This window comes from bacterium (assembly GCA_030247525.1).
Lineage (GTDB): Bacteria > Electryoneota > JAOADG01 > JAOADG01 > JAOADG01 > JAOTSC01.
In genome coordinates, this window is record JAOTSC010000226.1 from 1 (window position 1) to 4,363 (window position 4,363).

3 protein-coding genes are annotated in these 4,363 nt (G+C 44.8%); all 3 read right to left on the reverse strand.

Features of this window, described 5'->3' with window-relative positions; genetic code table 11:
• On the reverse strand, positions 1 to 742 hold a 742-nt coding region (locus OEM52_14210), incomplete at its 3' end, for a right-handed parallel beta-helix repeat-containing protein (GenBank protein ID MDK9701289.1).
• 14 nt (positions 743 to 756) lie between these two features.
• Positions 757 to 3,927, reverse strand: a complete 3,171-nt coding sequence (locus OEM52_14215; GenBank protein ID MDK9701290.1) for a PAS domain S-box protein — start codon at positions 3,925 to 3,927, stop codon at positions 757 to 759.
• 25 nt (positions 3,928 to 3,952) lie between these two features.
• Entirely contained in the window at positions 3,953 to 4,315 is a 363-nt protein-coding gene (locus OEM52_14220) for a response regulator (GenBank protein ID MDK9701291.1), read from the reverse strand.
• Positions 4,316 to 4,363 lie beyond the last annotated feature (48 nt).

Consider the following 4,363-nt stretch of genomic DNA (forward strand, 5'->3'; position numbering starts at 1 on the left):
ACGTTCCTATCCCTTTCCAGTAATCGGAAACTGTCGTTCGTATTATTTCTGCCTGTGCGTCCCAAGTAATGCCGATACCTGCACCTCTTCCCTTTTCGATAGTAACATCGACAATTCTTGCTCGTGTACCGCGATACAAAGCAATACCATCCCATCCATTATTGCGAATGATACAATCTTCTACTTTGAGTATAGCCCCCTCCCTACCGGCAATTCCTGCGATTCCAACAATTACGGAATCTGCCCGATGGGTGTTACCGGAAATTGTGCAGTTACGAATGGTCACTTCGCTATTGCGAATAACAATCTCGGCATCGGTTTCATTACCATCAATGTCACGGATTCCACCCGTTACTCGAAGATTGGATAAATGCACTTTCAAATTCTGTTCTTTCGGTTTTTGCGGGGCGATAAATATGCCATACCCGGCATTAGTTTCGAGTATCGTTGAGTCAGAAGAAGTACCCTGCAACGTTAGATTCTTTTGAACTATGAATCCGATTGTTGCGGAAGCGCCGATTGAAGAATCTAAACAATTTCCACAGAAGGGATCATTATAAAGAACTGGGTTTGCTTTCCAAGTACCATTACCAAGTTGAAGTGTATCATTACTCACGGCATGGTCGATCACTGTTTGTAAATCATCGCTTGGTTTCACCATCCAAACTGTTGCATCGGATTGTTGCATGAAAAAAAAAGCGGCTGATAGCGCCGCAAATCTCATTGGATGCTTTACCCCCATAACTCCTCCCAATCTTACAACTGCTTTCGGATTTTTGTTTCCTGCTGCGATAATATCGATTGTACAACTTGTTTCAATTCAGCTTCGATATCTTCCGATTTCGAGATGGTCGTTGTCGCTAACTGCGACAGTAGATTTTGCTCGGCTGGAGATAGCAACTTCGCGGTTGTTACAACTACCGGAATGTTGAGCAATTTCGGCCGCTTCCGAATAATCCGCAGCATCGTCATCCCATCCATCACCGGCATCATCAGATCGAGAAGTATCAGGTCAGGGATAAACTGATCCAGCTTTTCAAGGGCAACCTTTCCATTGTCAGCAAAAACAACTTCACTGTCATACTGTGTGAGAAAATCCGAATAGATTGATTGCGTATCGAGATCATCTTCCACAATGAGTATTTTTGGTGTTGGCTTCTTGATGTTACGCATCAAAACTGAATATAACTCATCACGATTGATCGGCTTGTCGAGAAAATCCATTGCACCAAATACTGTTCCTTTGCTTTCATTGGCTACGATACTAACAATGATGACGGGTATATGCCGTAACTGTGGATCGGTTTTAAGTTCCCGTAATACCTGTGTGCCATTTTTATTTGGCATTTGCAAATCGAGCGTAATTAATGCCGGTTGAAACTCTTTTGCCATCCGAATGCCACGGTCACCGGTATCAGCAGTCAGAACACGACAGCCAAATTCTTCAAAGTAATGGGAAAGCAGTACCCTCGAATCCGATTCGTCATCGACGATTAACACTGTTGGTCGAAATCCCCGGAATGCAGTCTTGGTCTGTAAAGCAAGTGTTCGCTCGGAAAGTAACGATGGTATGACCGGCTCAGGAATCTCCGGGACCGTTTCAATACTTGATGCAAGACGTGATTTGTATATAGTGGTATCGATGATAACCGAGAACACAGAACCCTTACCAACCTCACTCTCAAGATGCAACTCAAAACCGAGTAACTGACATAACGAGCGAGTAATGGTTAATCCTAAACCGGTACCGCCATACTTGCGCTGGGTTGTATTGTCGGCTTGTTGGAATGCCTCGAAAATTGCGGATCGACGGTCTTCTGGAATTCCTATACCGGTATCGATCACATCGATTCGTACGACCTGACAAGTTTCGGTATCAGTAACTACCCGTACTGTGATACTGCCGGTTTCTGTGAACGTAAGTGCATTTCCAATTAGATTAATCAGGATTTGTTTTAACTTCGATTCATCGGTTTTCAGTATTTCTATCGTTTCTGGAAACTCATATCGTAAAGTCACGCTCTCCTTTTGTTTCGCTTGCCCGTCAAACTCACTAACAAGTTTTCTAATCAACTCGGTTACATCTACACTACTTAACACCACTTCCATTTTTCCGGCTTCGATTTTCGAGAGATCAAGAATCCCATTGATCAGCATCAACAAGTGTTTTCCATTCGATAGAATCCGATCCAAATAAAGTGCTTCCTTGTCAGTTATCGACGTCCGCTCTCTTTTCAAAAGAATATTGGCAAATCCGATTACCGAGTTAAGCGGCGTTCGGAGCTCATGGCTCATGTTGGCGAGAAACTGACTTTTTGCAACATTGGCAGCTTCGGCAGCTTCTTTCGCTTCCCTCAACGCTTGGTCGGCAAGTCGACGCTGGGTAATATCCCGGACGACGCCGATAAAAATGCGCCGCGACCCGAGCTGGAGTTCGCTGATTGCTAAGTCCATCGGGAATCTGCCGCCGGTTTTACGTTGACCTACCATTTCCCGATTGGTACCGATGATGTGGGGGATATTCGACTGTATGTATCGTTCGATGTACTTACTGTGGTCGCTGCGATGGGGTTCCGGCATAAGTTTACTAACGTTTTTACCAACCAACTCTGTCCAAGAATACCCGAAGATACGTTCCACAGCAGGGTTGACCGACTCGATGAGGCCCTTATCGTCGATTGTTATAATACCGTCTACAATGTGTGTAACGACTGATCGGAAGCGCTCTTCGCTTAATCGCAAATCCTGCAAGGCGCGCTTTCGTAAGGTGATATCGTTGCCCACGTAGAGGAATCCAGTAATGTTACCGTCTTCATCGCGCAGGGAACTCACCGATACTAATGCTGGAAAATGATTGCCATCCTTCCGAACATAACTCCATTCCCGTTCCTGTATGGTTCCACGAGTTGCCGCATAAGTAAACACATTGCAATCGAGTGGAACCGCAGTTCCGACGATTTGTGCCAATTCATCGGACCGCTCCTGTACTTCTTCCAAATGATGGAAGATTAGCGGTGTCTGCTTCCCGAGCACCTCTTCGGCATAGTAGCCGAGCAACCGCTCAGCAGTCGAGTTAAACACCCGGATAATGTGATTAGTATCGGTGGAGACGATGATATAATTTGCTGAATCGAGGATCGCTTGTTGGAAAGAGTTCAACTCCCGTAAATCAAGTTCACTACGGGCGAGTGCGCTAAGTGTCTGTTCACGCTCCTTGGTGGCATTTGTATTTGCTCGGGCAAGGTTTACTCCATACACTGTCAAAACACTTGCCAAAACCGTTAGCAACGCAACTACCGCATATTCTAACGTGCGCAAAGAATTGGCATCTTTTATCTGTTCATTAAAATGTTCTGCTAATACTACCCGAACTTTACTTCGCAATTCTTCAATAGCCCCGATCAACACTGTATAATCGCGATTCTTCTTGATCATCGCCTTAGTAGCTGCTTCGGTGTTTCCAATTTCGTAGGTGGAGATAATCTCGTTAGATGCTTCGATTAAATCACGGGTTTGCGTCGCTACCGTATCTAAGAGCGGCAACAACCATAGTGTTTCGATGTCAGTTAGCGCCGAATCGTAATCGGATCGAATTTCGTACAATGTGGAATCGAAGCGAGTGACATTTTTTACGAGGTTGAGATGTTCGGCTTGAAAATCGCGGGTGATGAATACATTGTTACCGGAGGCGCTGATATCACTTGCGATGGTACTAAGTTTCGATAAATGGCTAAGGCGGAGACTCCAAGATTTCTCCTTGGTCGCCGCCTCAGTTTGAAGAGCAATCAATTGGTGGTTGAGGTATATACTAATTGAGATCGTTGCGAGTTGAAATACTGCCAGTAAAAAAAATATCAAGTGCATCCGTGTAAATGCTTTACCCCGGGCAAACGATAACGGTTGTTTCGATTGTAAGAAATCAGTCATAACAGCGGCTAAAATCGGTCAGTACCTACAACAACAGCTTATTGATTGCATCAATCAAGATTTGTTCGTCAAGAATCGGTTTTTCCACATAGTCATCAAACCCCAATCCTAACAGCATTTCACGGTCACCGGTCATCGCATGGGCTGTCAAGGCAATTACGGGAAGTTTAGCTATACTTTCGATCTGTCGGATACGAGATAACACAACCTTGCCATCCATTTCCGGTAATGAGATATCGAGAAGGACTAAGTCGGGAGGGTTTTTCTGAAGTCCTTCCAACGCTTGCATACCTGTTTCATATTCATCGATGAGAAAATCATCTCCGAGGATGGCAGTTGCTAACAATCGGTTGTCCGGATTATCCTCAACGATTGCAATACGCTTCACGGCAACTCCTTACGAATTTCGCGGAACAGTTTGTCAACTTTCCAATAC